Here is a 17214-nt window from a genome sequence, read left to right on the forward strand (position 1 = left end):
CGATGCGCTGACCGGCGACCTGTTGCAGGTCGACCGCGACGCGATGCGCCCGCTGGCCGAGCGCATGCGCCCGGCCACGCTCGACGAGATGGTGGGGCAGCGCCGGCTGCTCGCGCCGGGCACCGCACTGCGCCGCTCGGTCGAGTCCGGACACGTCCACTCGATGGTGCTGTGGGGGCCGCCGGGCTGCGGCAAGACCACGCTCGCACTGCTGCTGGCGCGCTATGCCGATGCCGAGTTCAAGGCGATCTCGGCGGTGCTGTCCGGGCTGCCCGAGGTGCGCCAGGTACTGGCCGAGGCCGCGCACCGCTTCAACGGCGGGCGCCGCACGGTGTTGTTCGTCGACGAGGTGCACCGCTTCAACAAGACCCAGCAGGACGCGTTCCTGCCGCATATCGAGCGCGGCACGATCCTGTTCGTCGGTGCGACCACCGAGAACCCCTCGTTCGAGCTCAACTCCGCGTTGCTGTCGCGTTGCCGCGTGCACGTGCTCGAGGCGGTGTCGCCCGACGACATCCACGACGCGCTGTCGCGGGCGCTGGCCGATCCGGACCGCGGCCTGGGCGGTCGCGGGCTGCAGGTCGCCGACGACCTGCTGCGGCTGGTCGCCGTGGCCGCCGACGGTGACGTGCGGCGTGCACTGACCCTGCTGGAGATCGCCGCCGAGCTGGCGGGCGAGGGCGGCGCGGTGACCGGCGACATGATCGAGCAGGTGCTGGCCGACCGCACGCGCCGCTTCGACAAGGGCGGCGAACAGTTCTACGACCAGATCTCGGCGCTGCACAAGTGCGTGCGCAGCTCCAATCCCGACGCCGCCCTGTACTGGCTGGCGCGGATGCTCGACGGCGGCTGCGATCCGGCCTACCTGGCGCGGCGCATGACCCGCATGGCGGTCGAGGACATCGGCCTGGCCGACCCGCGCGCGCTGCAGATGGCGATCGACGCGTGGGACACCTATGAGCGCCTCGGCAGCCCGGAGGGCGATCTGGCGCTGGCGCAGCTGGTGATCTATCTCGCCAGCACCGCGAAATCCAATGCCGCCTACAAGGCGTTCAACCAGGCCAGGCGCGATGTCCGCGAGTACGGTACCCAGGACGTGCCGCTTCACATCCGCAACGCGCCGACGAAGTTGATGAAGGAACTCGGCTACGGCAGCGGCTACCAGTACGACCACGATGCCGAGGGTGGCATCGCGCTCGACCAGACCGGCTTCCCGGACGCCATGGGCGAGCGCGTGTACTACCAGCCGGTCGCCCGCGGGCTGGAGATCAAGCTCAAGGACAAGCTCGACCAGGTGCGCGAGGCGCGCGCCGAGGCGCTGCGACAGCGCGCGGCGGACGGCGATGCCGACGGGTAGAGGCGTGGACCCGTGGCGTGCAGTGCAGGCGCGTCGCTAAGGGACCCATCTTGCGTGGGGTGGCCCAAGCGGCGGACGTGCGCGGCGCACGGGTTCGCGAGGTGTTGCGGACCCGCCGATGCGGCGTGCCGGGCATGGTGGCGTCGGGGGCGTTGCCCCGACCTACGATGGAATCCGGGAAATCGCAGAAGAACCACAAAGAACCGTCTGGAACGGTTTTTGACATCGGGCGAGGTGGCCGCCATGGATGGCGGGCCACAAGAAACGCCCCGGAAAACGGCTGTTTTCCGGGGCGTCGATGACCGCTTGAAAGTGGTGGAGCCAGGGAGGATCGAACTCCCGACCTCGTCATTGCGAACGACGCGCTCTCCCAGCTGAGCTATGGCCCCACGATGGGCGGGGATTATACGGATCCCGTCGGCGTGTCGCCAGCACTTGCGAGCAGCGGCGCCAGATCGGCTTCCAGCTGGCCGCGGCGCCAGCCCGCCAGCGCGCCCGGCCAGTCGTCGCCTTCCATCAGCGCCTCCAGCCAGCGGCGCGAGGCGAGCACGCCATCGGGCAATCCCAGTGCCGCGCTGCGGCGGGCCACGGCCTGCTGCAACTGCTTGAGCCGCTTGCGGTCGGGCTCTTCGCCGCGGGCGAGCGGGGCCTCGTGCTCGTCGGCCAGTTCGGTCGTCAGTGCGTCCCAGATCGCCGCACCCAGCTTGCGCGGCGCCTTGGGGTGCGCATCCAGGCGGGCCTGCAAGGCGCCGATGTCGGCCGGTGGGCTGCGGGCGAGCAGGGTTGCCAGCTCGTTGTCGAGGATCCAGCTGCGCGGACGGTCGTGGGTGCGTGCGTACTGCTCGCGCCAGCGCAGCAGCCGCATCAGCCGCAGCTGGCTGGCGGCATCGAGGAACTGTCCGGCGCGGCCGCCCAGCTGCGGCCAGCGCTCGCCGTCGAAACCCGCGGCGGTTGCGACCATCCGTGCGCAGTCCTCCTGCAGCCACGCGCCGCGTCCGAGCGCATCGATGCGCGCGGCGAGATCGTCGTGCAGGGCGAACAGGTATTCGACGTCGTCGGCGGCGTATTCGAGCTGGGTCGGCGACAGCGGCCGGCGCAGCCAGTCCGAACGCGTCTCGCCCTTGGGCAGGGCGACGCCCAGCGTGTCCTGCACCAGGCGCTGGTAGCCGAGGCCGGCGCCGGTGCCGGCCAGGCCGGCGGCGACCTGGGTGTCGAACAGCGGCGTGGGCACGACGCCGCAGGTATGTCCCAGCGCGACCAGGTCCTCGCTGGCGCTGTGCATGACCTTGACGATCGCCGGGTCGGCCAGCAGCGGGCGCAGGGCCTCGACGATGCCTGGCGCCAGCGGGTCGACCAGCAGCACCTCGATGCCGGAGTCGCGTTCGACCGCGATCTGCACCAGTGCCAGTTGCGGCCAGAACGTGCGTTCGCGGATGAACTCGGTGTCGAGCCCGACACGGGTGGTCACGCTGGACAGGGCGGATTGCAGGGTGGCCGGATCGGCGATCCAGCGTGCGGGAAAGGCTGACATGCGCGACAGCCTAGCGGCGGCGCCGGCCTGCGGCAATCGCGCGCGGGCCGGCACCGCCGGCGGGAAACGCGCGTCGCCGTGTCCGGCACGATGGCTTAATCTGGCCATGTCCGCCGATGGGAGACCGTGTTGCGCGCAGGGAGGTTCACCAGGTTGCTGGGCTGGGCGCTGCTCGCGCTGGCGGCCGGTTGTGGCGGGCGCGCCGGCGACGATGCCGGCGCCGGCGCGGCGGATGGCCGCGTCACCATCAGTGGCGACGACAGTTTCGCCGCCGATCTCAACTGGACGCCGCCGCAGGTCGTGATTGCCGAGGGCGACGAGGACGCGGCGCTCGAACGCGCCAGCCAGGCGCTGGCCGAAGGTGCGCTGTATGCCGATGCCGACTCGGCGATCCCGCTGTACCTCGCACTCGCGCGGCATCCGGCGCAGGCGCGCGCCGCGACCGCCGGACTGCGGCGGGCACAGGCGGCGCTGCTGCGGGCCGGCGATGCCGCGCTCGCGCTTGCCGACGAGGACGACGACGTCGTGGGCATGCGCACCGCGCATCAGGTCGCGGCGGTGGCCCGCAGCATCGCCGCCGAGGACGAGGCGGTGGTGCGCTATCTGGAGCGGGTCGACGACAGCGACCGCCTGTGGGAGTTGAACCGTCGCGGCGAACAGGCATTGCGCGACGGCGATCTCGGCGAGAACGGCGGGGGTGCGCTGGCGGCGTTCGCCGAGGCGCTGGCGCTGCGGCCGGGGCAGCCGCGCGCGATGCAGGGACAGGCCGCGGTGGAAAGCGCGTTGATCCGCCGCGCCGAAGCGGCCGGCATGCAGGGGGATTTCGAGACGGCCTCGCAGTGGCTGGGCCATGCGATGGCGATCCGTCCGGGTTTTCCGACCGTGCCCGATGCCGAGCGCCGCATCGAACGGATGCGCAGCGCCCGCATCGCGCGCCTGCGCGACGAGGGCGTGGCGGCGCTGGAAAAGGTCAACGGCCCGAGCCTGGCGCGCGGCAAGCTGGCCGAGATCCTGCGCATCGCCTCGCCTGGCGACCCGGTCGCCAACGACCTGCGCCAGCGCATCGACCAGGCCGTGCATTACGGCAGCTTCCGGCCCGGGCAGGTGTTCACCGATGCGCTGGAAGGCGGTGCGCGCGGGCCGCAGATGGTGGTGCTGCCGCATGGCGGCTTCATGATGGGCGCACTGCCGGGCGACCCGGACGCGGACGACAACGAGAAGCCGCGCCATGCGGTGCGTTTCGAGCGCGGCTTCGCGATGGCGGTGCGCGAGATCACGGTCGGCGAGTTCCGCCGCTTCGTCGACGCCACCGGTTACCAGTCGCGCGCGGTCCGGCGCGGCTTCTCGATGGCCTACGACGAGCGCACCGGCAATTTCCTGCGCCGCAGCCGGGTCGATTGGCGGTTCGACTACACCGGCCGCCCGGCCGGCGACACGATGCCGGTGCTGCACGTCAGCGCCAAGGACGCGGAAGCCTATGCCGACTGGCTGTCGGCGCAGAGCGGCCGGCGCTACCGGCTGCCGAGCGAGGCGGAGTTCGAGTACGCGTTCCGTGCCGGGACCAGCGAGCGCTATCCCTGGGGCGAGGGCACGCCGCCGGAGAGCGCCGGCAACGTGACCGGTGCGCTGGACCGCTCGCCGGGCGGCCGCAGCTGGGGCAATGCCTTCCCGGACTACGGCGACGGCTACTGGGGGCCGGCGCCGGTGGCCAGTTTCGCGCCCAACAGCTGGGGCGTGCACGATCTGGCCGGCAACGTCAGCGAATGGATGGCCGACTGCTGGCACGCCAACTACCGGCGCGCGCCGGCGGACGGCTCGGCCTGGTTCAACCCCGGCTGTCGCGACCAGGTGATCCGCGGCGGTTCCTGGGCCAGTTCGCCGGCCCAGACCCGTGCCAGCTGGCGGGCACTGGCGTCGGTGGATACCACCAATGCGAGAATCGGCTTCCGGGTCGTTCGCGACCTCTGACCAGCATTCCCGGCGCGCCGGTATCGGAGACAGCATGAGACAGGATCCTTTCGCGCGCGGCCGCCCGCAGCAGACCGGCCGGCCCCGCCGCGGCATCAACTTCCGTTTCATCATCCTGCTGCTGTTCGCCGGCTACGGCGTCTTCTACTACGTGTCCAACCGCGCGGTGGACCCGGTGACCGGCGAGACGGTGCTGATCGACCGCGCGCTGACCGTCGACGACGAGAAGGCGCTGGGGCTGCAGGCCTACGAGGAGATCCTGTCGCAGGAGCGGCCGGCCGATCCGGACGCGCCGCTGTCGAAGGAGGTCCGGTTGATCGCCGAGCGGCTGATCGCCAAGGTCCCGGTGGTCGAGGCCGAACTGGCGCGCGAGAACGGGCTGGCGCCCAGCCGTTTCTCCGAGTCCTTCGACTGGGAGGTCAACGTCATCGACTCCGACCAGGCCAACGCGTTCTGCCTGCCGGGCGGCAAGATGGCGGTCTACAGCGGACTGGCCCCGGTGGCGCAGAACGCCGACGCGCTGGCGGTGGTGATGGGGCACGAGATCGCGCACGCGCTGCTGCGCCACGGTGCCCAGCGGATGGCGCAGCAGCGCCTGACCCAGGTCGGGCAGATGGCCGGCGCGATGAGCGGCATGGATCCGCAACAGCAGCAGATGGTCATGGCCGCGATGGGCTATGGCTACCTGTTGCCGTACGCGCGCAAGCACGAGACCGAGGCGGACTACGTCGGCCTGATGCTGGCGGCGGCGGCCTGTTTCGATCCGCGCGAGGCGGTGCCGCTGTGGGAACGCATGAGCGCGGCCAGTGGCGGCCAGGCGCCGCCCGAATTCTCGTCGACCCATCCCAACCCCGGCACCCGCATCCAGAACCTGCAGGCGCTGATGCCCAAGGCGCTGGAGTACCGGGAGAAATTCTGCGAGGACGCGCAGCGCTGAGCGCGTGGACGCCCGCGGCAGGACTGCCGGAGCGACGACGGGACCGCGGTCGCCGGCTCAGCGGCCGCGGCGGTCGCGGCGCACGCCCGGTTCCGGGCCGGGCTTGTCGTCGGTGCCGGTCTTGCCGCCCGCAATGCCGCCGCCGAGCGTCTTCTGGAACTCCTGCCACAGCTCCATGTTGCGCTCGGTCAGCTGGTTCATCATCGTCCACGGCGTCTGGCCGAGCAGCCCGCCCATCTGCTGGCGGAACTGCTGCTGCTGGTCGAGGAAGACCTGCATCGACCGCTCGAGGTAGTTGCCCATGAAGCCCTGCATCGAATCGCCGTAGAAGCGGATGATCTGGCTCAGCAACTGGGTCGACAGCACCGGTTCGCCGTCGGATTCATGCTCGGAGATGATCTGCAACAGCACCGAACGGGTGATGTCGTCGCCGCTCTTGGCGTCGCGGACCTCGAACTCCTCGCCGTCGACGATCAACTGGCGGACATCCTCGATGGTGATGTAGCTGGAGATCTCGGTGTCGTAGAGCCGGCGGTTCGGATACTTCTTGATGATGCGTGTTGCGCTCATGGAGCAGGCACTCTGGGCATGGTGCCGCGCAGCATGGCCCAGCCCGGGGGGGCTTGCAACTGTACTGAAGGGCATGGAAGGCCGGCCCCCGGCGGCGGCCGCCAGGCGCGGGAAAACGGGGCGAAAGGTGCGCGGAGAGTGGTCATTCACCAGCCCATGTGGTGGCCGCCGTTGATGTCGAGATTGGAGCCGGTGATCCACGCCGCCTCGTCGGCGACGAGGAAATGGACCGCGTAGGCGATCTCCTCGGGCCGGCCGAGACGCCCGGTGGGAATGTCCGCGGCGATCTTGGCGCGCACTTCCTCGGGCACGGCCATCACCATGTCGGTGGCGACGTAGCCCGGCGAGACGGTGTTGACGGTGATGCCGAGCTTGGCGTTCTCGCGCGCCAGCGAAATGGTGAAGCCGTGCATGCCGGCCTTGGCCGCGGCGTAGTTGGCCTGGCCGTACTGGCCCTTGAGGCCGTTGATCGAGCTGATCTGGATGATCCGGCCCCACTTGCGCTCGCGCATGCCCTCGATGACCGGGCGGGTGACGTTGTAGACCGAGTTGAGGTTGGTGTTGATCACGTCCTGCCACTGCGCGACGCGCATCTTGTGGAAGGTGCCGTCGCGGGTGATGCCGGCGTTGTTGACCAGGATGTCGATCGGCCCGAGCTGCGACTCGATGTCGCGCACCATCGCCTCGGCCTGCGCGGGGTCGGTCACGTCGCCGTAGGCGATCGCGATGTCGTAGCCCTGGTCGCGCAGCTGCCGCTGCCAGGCCTCCGCCTTCTCGGCGTTGCGGTAGTTGGTCGCGACCCGATAGCCGCTGTCCGCCAGCCTGCGCACGATCGCCGTGCCGATGCCGCCGGTTCCGCCTGTCACCAATGCCACACGTGCGCCCATCGTTGCCCCCGATCCGGTTCCGCCGCCGATCGCGGCTCCGTGGGGGAGTCTAGTCAGGGTTGGTGACATCGCTGTTGTGCGTTGCAGCAAGTGCGACCGGTACCGATGGCATCCGCGACGGCTGGAATGCGGCGGTCGCGGACCGCAGGAATGCCGGAACCGATTCCGCGGCGGCGACCGCCGCCGGCGCTTGTCCGAGCGCCTGCCACGCCGCGCGCAGCGCAGGCAGCGGATCGTCGGGACGCAAGGGCAGGGCCTGCGACGATTTCGACAGCTTGTGGCCGTGACCGTCGACCACCAGCGGCAGGTGCGCGTAACGCGGCGTCGGCAGACCGAGCCTGCGCTGCAGCAGGATCTGGCGCGCGGTGGAGTCGAGCAGGTCGGCGCCGCGCACGATGTCGGTCACGCCCTGCGCACCGTCGTCGACAACGACCGCGAGCTGGTAGGCCCACAGGCCGTCGGCGCGGCGCAGCACGAAATCGCCGACCTCGGTGGCGACATCCTGCTCGATGCGGCCGAGCACCGCGTCGTCGAATGCGATCCGGCTGCCATCGGGCACGCGCAGGCGGATCGCCGGGTCGGGGCGTGGCGATGCCGCGACGCAGCGGCCGCGATGCCGGCCGCCGTGCATGGCGAGGTCGCTGCGGCTGCAATGGCAGACGAAGGCGTCGCCGGATGCCAGCAGCCGGTCGAGCGCGGCCTGGTACAGCGCGTCGCGCCCGGACTGCCGCACGACCGGCCCGTCCGACCGCAGTCCGCAGGCCTCGAGCATGCGCAGCTGCGCCGCGGCGGCGCCGGGCATCTCGCGTGGCGGATCCAGGTCCTCGATGCGCACCAGCCAGCGCCCGCGGTGATGGCGCGCCATCAGCCAGCTGCCGAGCGCGGCGACCAGCGAGCCGGCATGCAGCGGTCCGGTCGGCGACGGTGCGAAGCGGCCGACATACCCGCTTGCGGGACGAGCATCGACTTGCGGCATCGAAAGGCGAAAACCTGTCTGGGCAATGAACTGGCGCGGGGCCGACACTCTGACACCGCGACGACGGAATTGAAATCCGCGCAGCGGATGCACAGATCTTGCAGGCGCGTTCTTCCGCCTGCGCAGGCGACGACACAGACGACAGACTTCATGTTCAAACGATTCGGCTTGCTCATCATCACCAACCTCGCCGTGCTGGCGCTGGTCAGCATCGTCATGGCGGTCTTCGGCATCGACCCGTCGACCCATGCCGGGCTGCTGGTGTTCGCCGCGGTGTTCGGCTTCGGCGGTGCGTTCGTCTCGCTGGCGATGTCGAAATGGTCGGCCAAGCGCTTCACCGGCGCACAGGTCATCACCCAGCCGCGCAACGAGTCCGAGCGCTGGCTGCTGGCGACGGTGCAGCGCCAGGCGCAGATGGCCGGGATCGGCATGCCGGAAGTGGCGATCTACGATGCGCCCGAGATCAACGCCTTCGCCACCGGCGCGCGGCGCGACGCCTCGCTGGTCGCGGTGTCGACCGGCCTGCTGCGGGCGATGACCCGCGACGAGGCCGAGGCCGTGCTGGCCCACGAGGTCAGCCACGTCGCCAACGGCGACATGGTGACGATGACGCTGCTGCAGGGCGTGCTCAACACCTTCGTGATCTTCCTGGCGCGCGTGGTCGGCCGGGTGGTCGACAATTACCTCAATGGCGGCCGCGACAACGGGGGCGGCGGCATCGGCTACTTCGCCGTGGTGTTCGTGCTCGACATGGTGTTCGGCCTGTTCGCGTCGATGATCGCGATGTGGTTCTCGCGCCACCGCGAGTTCCGCGCCGACGTCGGCGGTGCCGAACTGGCCGGCCGCGCCAAGATGATCGCCGCGCTCGAACGCCTGGCCCAGACCTACGGTCAGAGCACCCTGCCCAAGCAGGTGGCCGCGTTCGGCATCAGCGGCGGCGTCGGCAGCGGCCTGAAGAAGCTGCTGATGAGCCACCCGCCGCTCGACGAGCGCATCGCCGCGCTGCGCAACGCGCCGCTGGATCCGAAGGCGCTGCGCCAGGGCATCGTGGCCTGAGCCTGACCTGATGACGAAAGCCCGCCGAAAGGCGGGCTTTTTAGGTTCTTCCCCGATTCCCGGATTCCCTGATCGTAGGTCGGGGCAACGCCCCCGACGCCAGGAGGAGCGGTGTTTCCGGCCGCGGATGGGCGCGGAGGACGCGGATCAAAGCCGGAGGGAGGACGTGTTCGTCATCGGATTTTCCGGCCCGTGCCGCATCTGCTGCATGGCGGCACGAAAGGGCGATGGATAACGTATCAAACCAACGCCACCGCGGCGGTCACTGTTTTCGCCTTGTCAGCTTTGATCCGCGTCCTCCGCGCCCATCCGCGGCCCAAAAAAGGTTCTTTTCCCAACTCAGGGGGGCGACCTGCAGCCGATGGCCCGCCTCAACGCCTCGACGCCAGGGACCGACCTCGGCCGCGAGGACGCCTACTCGAAGTCGTAGTTCATCTGCGGCCCGGGCGCGGCCAGGAAGTTGCCCTGGACGTAGTCGACCTGCGCCGAGAACAGGATCGTCATGCTGGCCGCGTCCTGCACGAACTCGGCGATCGTGCGGATGCCGAGCTGGCGCGCGCGGGCGGCGATCTCGCGGATGCGTTCCTGCGCCTGCGGATTCTGCGGCAGGTCCTCGGTGAAGCTGCGGTCGAGCTTGAGCAGGTGCGGCTGCAGGTGGGTCAGCAGCTGGAATGAATCGAGGCCGACGCCGAACTGCTCCAGCGCGAAGCGGCAGTCGTAGGCGGCGATCGCGGCGGCGAATTCCTGGGTTGCCTTGAGGTGGGTGAAGACCTTGGACTCGGGCAGCTGCAGGACCAGGTACTCGCCGGGAACCTGGTGCTCGGCCAGCTGCGCGCCGATGAAGCGCGGCAGTGCGTCGCCTTCGAGCGAGGCCTGGCTGATCTTGACCAGCAGCGTGGTCGGGCGGTCCGCGCGCAGGCGCTGGCCGAGCGCGGCGATGGTGCGGCCGACCACGTGCCGGTCGATCTCGGCGAGCATGCCGTTGTCCTCGGCGATGCCGATGAAATGGGACGGGGTGATCAGTTCGCCGTCGCCGCCGTCGAGCCGCAGCAGGGTCTCGTAGACCGGCGCGTTGTCGCCCTGCAGGTTGATGACCGGCTGGTAGTGCAGCACGAAGCCGTCGTTGTCGAGCGCGCCGCGCAGGCGCGCGACCCAGGCCTTGATCTGTTCCTCCTCGGCGCGGTCGACGGCGGAGGGGTCGAAGATCTCGCAGCGGTTGCCGCCGGTCGCCGAGGCCGATTCCAGCGCGCGGGTCGCGCGCGCCAGCACCTGGGCGACGCTGGCGATCTTCTCGCCGATCTGCACGCCGCCGACGCTGATGGTGACGACGCTGGAGCGGGCGCCGATCTCGAACACGTGCGAGGCGAACGCCTCGCGGATGCGTTCGGCGGCCGCCACCGTCGCGTGGTAGCCCTCGCCGCGCAGCAGCACCGCGAGGGTGTGCTCGGCGTAGCGCGCGGTGACCACGTCGTCGCCCAACTGCTGCTGCAGGTGGGTGGCCAGGGCATGCAGCAGTTCGTCGGCGTGGTCGAGGCCGATGTCCGCCAGCAACTGCTGGTGGTGGTCGGGTTCGAGCATCAGGAAGCCGTGCTGGCCGTCGTGCTGGGCGGCGTCGTCGACCGCGTCCTCGAGCGCGCGCAGGAAGGTCGGGCGGTTCAGCAGGCCGGTGACCTGGTCGCGCTGGCGCAGTTCCTCCAGTTCCAGCGCCAGGTCCGGATCGACCAGTTCGCGGCGCCGGAACACCACCTGCAGGCAGGGCTCGCCCTCGTATTGCGCGGTGGTGAACTCCATGGCCGCGGGAAAGGCGTTGCCGTCGATGTCGCGCGCCTCGATCTCGTGCCGGGCCGGCGGCGCCTCGCCGCGGCTCAGGTCCTTGAGCAGCGCCTTGAACGATTCGACGTGCTGCGGCGCGACCATGTCGAGCAGCGACACGCCCTCGACGTCCTCGAAGTCCTCATAGCCGAACATCTCCAGGTACGCGGGATTGGCGCGGATGTGCATGCCCTCGTGGATGTAGGCGATCGGGTCGCGCGAGGAATCGATGAGCGCGTCGCAGCGACGCTCGGTCTCGCGCACGCGCGCTTCGAGCCGGCGCAGGGCGCGCCGCGCGTCGCGGTCTGCCCACTGCTCGCGCACGCAGGCCAGCAATTGCTGCGGCGCGTGCCGCAGCGCCACCGCGCGCGCGCCGGCGAGCAGGGCGTCGACATAGACGGTCTCGTCCAGCTGGTCGACCAGCGCGATCACCGCCACGTCCTTGCCGGTGCCGGCCACGTGCTGCATGACCTCGCGGAACGGGAACAGGGTCGATGCCGTCGCCGCCAGCACCAGGTCCAGCGCCTGGCTGGCGAGCAGCGCGTCGAGCTCCTCCACGTCCGCCGGACGCTGCGGCCGCACCGCGATGCCGGCATTGCGCAGCCCGCTGACGACCGCCTCGGCGTCCTCGACGCGATCGTCGACGATCAGCAGGCGAAGCGGGGCGTCGGTGTGGTTCGACATGCGGGTCTCCGGGGGAAGTGCAGCGTTATGCCACGGGGTGCGGATCGCGTCCATCGCCGGCCGCATGCAATGGGCGCTTGGACACATCGCCCGCGACTTCGCGCACCAGTCGGGGCACGAGATAGCCGGACTGCCGCGCGACCAGCGCGGCGTGCAGGGCCAGCGCCGTCGCGTCCGGCACCTCGAAATGGGCCGCGCCGGCGACGCGGTCGAGCTGGTGCAGGTAGTAGGGCAGCACCCCGGCGGCGAGCCCGCGCTCGGCCAGCGCGGCGAGGGTGTCGACGTCGTCGTTGACGCCGCGCAGCAGCACCGCCTGGTTGAGCACCGTCGCGCCTGCCTCGCGCAGCGCGCGGATCGCGCCGTCGACCGAGGCATCGAACTCGTTGGCGTGGTTGGCGTGCACCACCACGACCACCGGCCACGGCAGGCCGGACAGCCACCGGCACAGTTCGGCGTCGATGCGTTCGGGCAGCACGATCGGCAGCCGGGTGTGGATGCGCAGCCGGCGCACGTGGCCGATGCCGCGCAGAGCGTCGGTCAGTTCCGACAGCTTGCGCGTGGCCAGCGACAGCGGGTCGCCGCCGGACAGCAGCACCTCGTGGATGCCGGGATCGGCGCGGATCACCTCGATGGCGTCGCGCCAGCCGGCCGCGGCCGCCGTTTCCTCGGCATAGGGGAAATGCCGGCGGAAGCAGTAGCGGCAATGCACGGCGCAGCTGCCGGTCGCGACCAGCAGCGCGCGTCCCTCGTACTTGTGGATCACCCCGTGCCCGGCCCTGGCCGCGGCATCGCCGACCGCATCCAACCCGAACCCCGGTACCGGCTGCATCTCCGCGTCCAGCGGCAGCACCTGGCGCAGCAGCGGATCGTGCGGGTCGCCGGGACGCATGCGCGCGACGAATCCGCGCGGCACCCGCAGCGGGAACTGGGCGGCGGCCTCGGCCGAGACCTGCAGGGCCAGGGCCGGCAGGCCGAGCACGGACAGCAGTTCGCGCGGGTCGCGGATGGCCTCGCGCCAGGCCTGCTGCCAGCGGCTCGGCTGCATCGGGGCGGGGGCAGCGGGTATCATGCGGGGTTCTGAATCCAGAGACGGGCGGCGGCATTGCGCCGGCCGGGAACCCCAATAGTGTAGCCGCCCGCGAAGGCGGCCCAGCAGGAGCGAACGATGGCCAGCCTTGGCATGAACGACGTGAAGAACGGGCAGAAGATCCTGATCAACAACGAACCCGCCGTGATCACGGATACCGAATACGTCAAGCCGGGCAAGGGCCAGGCCTTCACCCGGGTCAAGTACCGGCTGATCAAGACCGGCCGCGTGCAGGAAGTGACGATGAAGAGCACCGACTCGGTCGAGGCGGCCGATGTGCTCGACACCGACATGCAGTACCTCTACAGCGACGGCGAGTACTGGCACTTCATGAACCCCGAGTCCTTCGAGCAGGTGCAGGCCGACAAGGCCGGCATGGGCGGCGCCGAGAAGTGGCTCAAGGGCGAGGAGGACTGCGTGGTGACGCTGTGGAACGGCACGCCGATCGCGGTGCAGCCGCCGAACTTCGTCGAGCTGAAGATCACCGAGACCGATCCGGGCGTGCGCGGCGACACCTCGGGCGGCGGCGGCAAGCCGGCCACGCTGGAGACCGGCGCGGTGGTGCGCGTGCCGCTGTTCGTCAGCCAGGACGAGGTCATCAAGGTCGACACCCGCTCCGGCGAATACGTCAGCCGGGTGAAGTGATTGATTCACAGTAATCGTGAAGCGATGCGTGATGAATCAATCATCCCCGCGCAGGCGGGGATCCGATGACGTCCGGATCGTCGGCGACCGCGAAGCGGTGCGTAGCGGATCGGTCATCCCCTCGGCTTTCGACACACGCGGTCCTGCCCAGGCGAAGATCCGAGGACGCTGCCCTGCGTGTCTACTCCACAACCCAACGTCCCTAGGTTCCCGCCTTCGCGGGAACGACGGAACAAAGGTGGCGACATACCGATGACTCAATCCGCGCCCCAATCCATCGACCTGCTGATCGAAGCGGCGCACGTCGTGCCGGTCGAGCCGCATGCGGTCGTGCTCGACGACCACGCGGTCGCGGTGCATCGCGGCGAGATCGTCGCGGTGCTGCCGGTCGCGGAGGCGCGCGCGCGCTTCGCGCCGGCCGAGACCGTGTCGCGGCCGCAGTCGGCGGTGCTGCCGGGCCTGGTCAACGCGCATACCCACAACCCGATGACGCTGCTGCGCGGCATCGCCGACGACCTGCCGCTGAAGGTCTGGCTGCAGCAGCACATCTGGCCGATCGAGGCTGCGGTGATCGGGCCGGAGTTCGTCGCCGACGGCATCACCCTGGCGCTGGCCGAGATGCTGCGCGGTGGCACCACCTGCGTCAACGAGAACTACTTCTTCCCCGACGTGCAGGCCGCGGTCTACAAGCAGCATGGCTTCCGCGCGCGCATCGGTCTGCCGGTCATCGATTTCCCCACCGCGTGGGCATCGAGCGACGACGAGTACTTCGCCAAGGCCGGCGAGGTCCACGACCAGTGGCGCGACGACCCGCTGATCGCGATGGCGTTCGCGCCGCATGCGCCGTACACCGTCAACGACGCCAACTTCGAGCGCGTGCGCATGCTGGCCGACCAGCTCGACGTGCCGGTACACCTGCACCTGCACGAGACCGCGCAGGAGGTCGAGCAGTCGATCCGCGACCACGGCCAGCGGCCGATCGCGCGGCTCGACCGCCTGGGCCTGGTCAACGACCGCCTGATCGCGGTGCACATGACCCAGCTGACCGAGGGCGAGATCCACCTGTGCGCCGAGCGCGGCGTCAGCGTCGTGCACTGCCCGGAATCGAACCTCAAGCTCGCCTCGGGCTTCTGCCCGGCCTGTGCGCTGGAACGCGCGGGCGTGACCGTGGCGATCGGCACCGACGGCGTCGCCAGCAACAACGATCTGGACATGTTCGGCGAGACCCGCACCGCGGCGATCCTGGCCAAGGCGGTCGCGGGCGACGCCGCCGGATTCGACGCATTCACCGCCTTGCGCGCGGCGACGCTGGGCGGGGCGAAGGCGATCGGCTTCGAGCACCTGGTCGGCTCGCTGACGCCGGGCAAGCAGGCCGACCTGATCGTCGTCGACCTGTCGCCGGTCGAGACCCAGCCGCTGCACCATGTGGTCTCGCAGCTGGTCTACGCGACCGGCCGCCAGCAGGTCAGCGACGTGTGGATCGCCGGCCAGCCCAGACTGCGCGAACGCGTGCTGGTCGGCCTCGACCTCGATGCGATCGGCGCCAACGCGCGGCGCTGGCGCGACCGCATCGCCACGATCCGCACCGGCGCCTGACGAGGTTCGCATGACTGCTCAAGACACCCCCCCGCAGGGCAACTACCGCCAGGCCGAATTGGACAAGTTCGGCGCGCTCGCCAGCCGCTGGTGGGACAGCGATGGCCCGCAGAAGCCCTTGCACGCGCTCAATCCGGCACGGCTGGACTATGTGCGCGAACGCGCGCGGCTCGACGATGCCGAGGTGCTCGACGTCGGCTGTGGCGGCGGCCTGCTCAGCGAGGCGATGGCCAGGCGTGGCGCCCGGGTCACGGCGATCGACCTGTCCGAGGACCTGATCCGGGTGGCGAAGCTGCACGCGCTCGAGTCCGGCGTCGAGGTCGACTACCGGGTGCAGCCGGTCGAGGCGCTGGCGGCGGAACGCCCGGGCAGTTTCGACGTGGTGACCTGCATGGAGATGCTCGAGCACGTGCCGGATCCGGCCGCGATCCTGCAGGCCTGCGCGACCCTGCTCAAGCCCGGTGGGCAGCTGTTCGTGTCGACGCTCAACCGCACCCCGGCCGCGTTCGCGCTGGCGATCGTCGGCGCCGAATACGTCGCCCGCCTGTTGCCGCGCGGCACCCACCAGTACAGCGCCTTCATCCGGCCGTCGGAACTGGCGGCATGGCTGCGCGCGGCGGATCTGGCGATCGAGGACGTCAGCGGCCTGATGTACGAGCCCTGGCGCAATGCCGCGCGCGTCGTCTCGCGTACCGACGTCAACTACCTGGCGTGCGCGCGGAAACCCGGATGAACGCGGCGTTGGATCCGGCACGGTTCCCCGCCGGCGTGCTGTTCGACCTCGACGGCACGCTGCTCGACAGCGCGCCGGACATGCTGGCCACGGTCAATCGCATGCTGGCCGCGCGCGGCCGCGTGCCACTGGCGCTGGCCGAAATCCGTCCGCACGTCTCGCGTGGCGCGCGGGCGATGGCGTCGGCGGCGTTCCCGGAGCTCGACCCGGCGCAGGTCGTGGACCTGGTGCCCGAGTTCCTGGATATCTACCGGCAGGAACTGGGCCGCCACAGCCGCGCGTTCGACGGCGTGGAGGACATGCTGGCGGCGCTGGAAGCGGCCGGCACGCCTTGGGGCATCGTCACCAACAAACCGGAGTCCCTGGCGCGCGACATCCTGCCGCAACTCGGCTGGCAGGCCCGCTGCCGGGTGCTGGTCGGCGGCGACAGCCTGGCCGAGCGCAAGCCGCATCCGCTGCCGCTGCTGCATGCCGCAGCGGCGATCGGGATCGGGCCCGGAGACGTGGTCTACGTCGGCGACGATGCCCGCGACATCGTCGCGGCGCGCGCGGCCGGCATGCCGTCGGTGGTCGCGCTGTGGGGCTACCGGCTAGACGGCGACGACCCGGTCGCCTGGCAGGGCGACGCGATGGTCGAACGGCCGGCCGCCCTGTGCGATGCCTCGGCGTGGCCGGCGACCGCATGACCACGGACGTCGCCGGCGACGACGATTTCCTCGGCAAGTGGCAGGCACGCTGGCCCGAGTGGCGCATCGGCATGGCCTTCGTGCCGGAAGCGCAGCATCCGCGGGTGCGGGCCTGGTTCGCGCTGCTCGACGAGCTGGGCGATGCCGCCTGGGGCGGCAGCGACCCGACGCCGGGACTGGCCAAGCTGGCCTGGTGGCAGGAGGAACTACAGGGCTGGGCGAAGCAGGCCCGGCGGCACCCGCTGGCACTGCACCTGTACCGGCTGGATGCCCCTTGGCAGATGCTGGCGCAGGCACTGCGCGCATTGCCCGCGACCCGCGAACACCCCGAGGACGCCGATGCCAATCTCGACCGGCTGCGGGACCTTGCGCTGGCGGTCGCCGCGTGCGAGACAACGCTGCTGGGTACCGGATCGCGTGGCGATGGCGGCGGCCGGCTCAGCACGGCGCCGCTGCTCGCCGCGCAGGCGTTCCTGGTCGGCAGCCAGCCCCTGGCCGGCGCGCTGCTGGCGCGCTGGCCGGCGCGCGACGGCGGCACCCGGCCGCGGCGCATCCACGATGCGATCCTGCAGGCGCGCCTGCAGTCGCTGGCGCGCAATGGCGTGGTGCGCGCGGTGCCGGCACCGGCGATGCTGCTGCGCGGCTGGCGCGCGGCGCGCGGCTGAGTACGGCGCCGGTGGCGGCCGCCG

The 17214-nt window shown here is 70.6% G+C and carries 15 protein-coding genes and 1 tRNA gene; 9 read left to right on the forward strand and 7 right to left on the reverse strand.

The window, feature by feature from the left end; genetic code table 11:
* The first annotated feature begins 43 nt into the window (after positions 1–43).
* Positions 44–1357, forward strand: coding sequence for a replication-associated recombination protein A (locus LDO26_RS01625; RefSeq protein WP_232129399.1), 1314 nt, complete (start codon positions 44–46; stop codon positions 1355–1357).
* Positions 1358–1670: 313 nt separating this feature from the next.
* On the opposite strand, the gene LDO26_RS01630 is transcribed toward LDO26_RS01625, so the two are convergent.
* Together LDO26_RS01630 and rnd are read right to left on the reverse strand one after the other, a co-directional pair.
* A tRNA-Ala gene (locus LDO26_RS01630) sits at positions 1671–1746 on the reverse strand.
* A gap of 14 nt (positions 1747–1760) precedes the next feature.
* Complete coding sequence (rnd, locus tag LDO26_RS01635) at positions 1761–2888, reverse strand: ribonuclease D (protein ID WP_232129320.1); 1128 nt, start codon at positions 2886–2888, stop codon at positions 1761–1763.
* A 126-nt stretch (positions 2889–3014) separates the two neighbouring features.
* Between rnd and LDO26_RS01640 the strand changes: the two genes are divergently transcribed.
* Together LDO26_RS01640 and LDO26_RS01645 are read left to right on the forward strand one after the other, a co-directional pair.
* On the forward strand, positions 3015–4856 hold the full coding sequence (locus LDO26_RS01640; protein WP_435594007.1) for a formylglycine-generating enzyme family protein: 1842 nt from the start codon (positions 3015–3017) through the stop codon (positions 4854–4856).
* 34 nt (positions 4857–4890) lie between these two features.
* Positions 4891–5793: a M48 family metallopeptidase gene (locus LDO26_RS01645; RefSeq protein ID WP_232129322.1), complete on the forward strand. Its 903-nt coding sequence runs from the start codon at positions 4891–4893 to the stop codon at positions 5791–5793.
* 57 nt (positions 5794–5850) lie between these two features.
* Here LDO26_RS01645 and phaR read toward each other — a convergent pair whose 3' ends face one another.
* The 3 genes from phaR to gluQRS all read right to left on the reverse strand — a co-directional run bounded on the left by phaR (position 5851) and on the right by gluQRS (position 8226).
* A complete protein-coding gene (phaR, locus tag LDO26_RS01650; protein ID WP_232129323.1) occupies positions 5851–6363 on the reverse strand; it encodes a polyhydroxyalkanoate synthesis repressor PhaR in 513 nt (170 codons plus the stop codon).
* 146 nt (positions 6364–6509) lie between these two features.
* Positions 6510–7250, reverse strand: a complete 741-nt coding sequence (gene phbB, locus LDO26_RS01655) for an acetoacetyl-CoA reductase (RefSeq protein WP_232129324.1) — start codon at positions 7248–7250, stop codon at positions 6510–6512.
* 49 nt (positions 7251–7299) lie between these two features.
* The gene (gluQRS, locus tag LDO26_RS01660; RefSeq protein WP_232129325.1) at positions 7300–8226 is read right to left on the reverse strand and encodes a tRNA glutamyl-Q(34) synthetase GluQRS; all 927 of its coding nucleotides are present in this window, start codon (positions 8224–8226) and stop codon (positions 7300–7302) included.
* A 150-nt stretch (positions 8227–8376) separates the two neighbouring features.
* Here gluQRS and htpX point away from each other — a divergent pair, with 150 nt between their 5' ends.
* A complete protein-coding gene (gene htpX / locus LDO26_RS01665) occupies positions 8377–9282 on the forward strand; it encodes a protease HtpX (RefSeq protein WP_232129326.1) in 906 nt (301 codons plus the stop codon).
* A gap of 414 nt (positions 9283–9696) precedes the next feature.
* Here htpX and LDO26_RS01670 read toward each other — a convergent pair whose 3' ends face one another.
* Positions 9697–11778: an EAL domain-containing response regulator gene (locus LDO26_RS01670; RefSeq protein WP_232129327.1), complete on the reverse strand. Its 2082-nt coding sequence runs from the start codon at positions 11776–11778 to the stop codon at positions 9697–9699.
* A 25-nt stretch (positions 11779–11803) separates the two neighbouring features.
* A complete protein-coding gene (gene epmB / locus LDO26_RS01675; protein WP_232129328.1) occupies positions 11804–12847 on the reverse strand; it encodes an EF-P beta-lysylation protein EpmB in 1044 nt (347 codons plus the stop codon).
* A 96-nt stretch (positions 12848–12943) separates the two neighbouring features.
* On the opposite strand from epmB, the gene efp reads away from it, so the two are divergent.
* The 5 genes from efp to LDO26_RS01700 all read left to right on the forward strand — a co-directional run bounded on the left by efp (position 12944) and on the right by LDO26_RS01700 (position 17190).
* On the forward strand, positions 12944–13510 hold the full coding sequence (efp, locus tag LDO26_RS01680) for an elongation factor P (protein ID WP_232129329.1): 567 nt from the start codon (positions 12944–12946) through the stop codon (positions 13508–13510).
* Positions 13511–13762: 252 nt separating this feature from the next.
* Entirely contained in the window at positions 13763–15106 is a 1344-nt protein-coding gene (locus LDO26_RS01685) for a TRZ/ATZ family hydrolase (RefSeq protein WP_232129330.1), read from the forward strand.
* 10 nt (positions 15107–15116) lie between these two features.
* Positions 15117–15839 carry a bifunctional 2-polyprenyl-6-hydroxyphenol methylase/3-demethylubiquinol 3-O-methyltransferase UbiG gene (gene ubiG / locus LDO26_RS01690; protein ID WP_232129331.1) on the forward strand — a complete coding sequence of 241 codons (723 nt, stop codon included), beginning with the start codon at positions 15117–15119 and terminating at the stop codon, positions 15837–15839.
* Positions 15836–16525, forward strand: coding sequence for a phosphoglycolate phosphatase (locus LDO26_RS01695; RefSeq protein ID WP_232129332.1), 690 nt, complete (start codon positions 15836–15838; stop codon positions 16523–16525). Before ubiG ends, LDO26_RS01695 begins: the two co-directional genes overlap by 4 nt.
* Positions 16522–17190, forward strand: a complete 669-nt coding sequence (locus tag LDO26_RS01700; RefSeq protein ID WP_232129333.1) for a phytoene/squalene synthase family protein — start codon at positions 16522–16524, stop codon at positions 17188–17190. Before LDO26_RS01695 ends, LDO26_RS01700 begins: the two co-directional genes overlap by 4 nt.
* Positions 17191–17214: the final 24 nt, after the last annotated feature.

Origin of the sequence: Proluteimonas luteida (genome assembly GCF_021191695.1) — a bacterium.
Lineage (GTDB): Bacteria > Pseudomonadota > Gammaproteobacteria > Xanthomonadales > Xanthomonadaceae > Luteimonas > Luteimonas luteida.